Source organism: Mariniflexile jejuense, assembly GCF_042675665.1.
GTDB lineage: Bacteria > Bacteroidota > Bacteroidia > Flavobacteriales > Flavobacteriaceae > Mariniflexile > Mariniflexile jejuense.
Genome location: NZ_JBHTJI010000047.1, coordinates 1 through 870, shown reverse-complemented (window position 1 = coordinate 870; position 870 = coordinate 1). Strand labels below are relative to the sequence as shown.

The 870-nt window shown below is 29.4% G+C and carries 1 protein-coding gene; it reads left to right on the top strand.

What is annotated here, in order from left to right; translation table 11 throughout:
• Nucleotides 1-143: 143 nt before the first annotated feature.
• A complete protein-coding gene (locus ACFQ1R_RS15830; protein ID WP_379927257.1) occupies nucleotides 144-620 on the top strand; it encodes a hypothetical protein in 477 nt (158 codons plus the stop codon).
• Nucleotides 621-870: the final 250 nt, after the last annotated feature.

Below are 870 nucleotides of genomic sequence, written 5' to 3'. Positions count from 1 at the left end.
AAAACTTGAGCTTTGGACATGTGACTAAAACTAAACACAACACCGTATAAAAATAATGCGCTACGATGTTATAGGTTATGAACGTGACTTTTTTTAATTGGCGCACTATTCTTATACCAATTCGTTGCCATTAATTTGAAAAAATGAACAAACCGATAATAAATATACTTCTGACTTTATTAATTTTTAGTTGCACAGATATTAATCAAACGGAAAATAAAATTGCGCAAATTGAAAACTTGCGTGCGGAAAATGATAGACTGAAAAAAATTGTAGCGGAAATAAAAAATAAATATGTTTTTGACAGTATAACAGTAAGAGACATTCCTTCCTATAAAAACTCTTATGAACTGAATTCAAATATTAGTGGAGAAATTGTTTTTGTTGGTTACAATAATGATATTCAATATACGAGTGTAATAATTATTGACAGTATTTCTTATAATCCAAAGAAACTTTATAATCCCGACACACTTACTTTAAAAAATGGCGGATTTCATTACGAAAAGAAATTGGATACTGAAAGGATTTACTGGAAAGCTGAAATCCAAACAAAACATCAGTACGGAAAAAAATATGGCGGAATTTTAACAAATGCTGCCCAAGTGAAAAAAAACTAATGGCAACACCGTATATAAAAAATTGCTATTTTTAGCTTAACCAATGTGAGTTGCTTTGCTTGCTTGCATCTGATTTTCCTTCGGAAAATCCTCGCACACAAGCACGCAACTTTCCATATACATAAACGTTGTAGGTAATTTAACAGAACTCATAAAAAATAAATGGATTGGATTAATCTTCTTATTGGAATACTATTAATTATTCTTGGAATATTTTTAATTAAATTCTATCAAGATTTAAAGCGAGAAA